The following is a 689-nucleotide window of genomic DNA, read 5'->3' as shown; positions in this document are numbered from 1 at the left end:
GCCGCCGGCTGCGTGCTGGGCGGGGCGGGAACAGCCACTCGCCCAGCAACCCGCCCAGCACGCAGCCGGCGGCGCCCAGGGCGGCGAAGGTGCGCAGGCTCGGTCTCATGGCTCAGGCGACCCGCCGCACCAGCAGGGCGGTAGCGTTGTCGGGGGCCCCGGCCTCGAGCGCCGCCTGCACCAGGGCCTGGGCGGCGGCCTGGGGGGTGGGGCTGCCGGAGAGGATCTCGGCCATGTGCCCGTCGCTGACCTCGCCCCACACCCCGTCCGACACCAGCACCAGCGCCTCGCCCGGGGCCAGCACCGCGGTGGGGCTTCCGGGCAGGGTGTCGACGTAGTCGGGCTGGGGCTGGCGCAGGTTGCCCAGCGAGCGCAGCACCTTGTTGCGGTCGGGGTGGCCCTGGGCCTCGTCGTCGGTGAGCATCCCGCTGGCGAGCATGGCCGCGACGAGGGAGTGGTCGCGCGTGAGCTGCCGCAGGCCCGCCCCGCCCCACAGGTACACGCGGGTGTCGCCGACGTGGGCTAAGGCATAGCGCGCCCCCACGAAGAGCACGCCGCTCAGGGTGCAGCCGCCGTCCCGCCCGGCCAGGGCCTGCAGCACGGCGGCGTTGGCCTCCCACACCAGCCGCACCGCCCAGTCGGCCTGCAGCTTGCCGGCCTCGTCCATGCTGCCCGAGGCGTCGATGACC

At 76.1% G+C, this 689-nt stretch carries 1 protein-coding gene; it reads right to left on the bottom strand.

Annotated features, from left to right (window positions below):
* Window positions 1–112 precede the first annotated feature (112 nt).
* On the bottom strand, window positions 113–689 hold a 577-nt coding region (locus Mterra_RS22755), incomplete at its 5' end, for a PP2C family protein-serine/threonine phosphatase (protein ID WP_170159790.1).

Origin of the sequence: Calidithermus terrae (assembly GCF_003574345.1) — a bacterium.
Lineage (GTDB): Bacteria > Deinococcota > Deinococci > Deinococcales > Thermaceae > Calidithermus > Calidithermus chliarophilus.
Note: the sequence above shows the minus strand (reverse complement) of the source record. Positions and strands in the feature narration are given on the sequence as shown.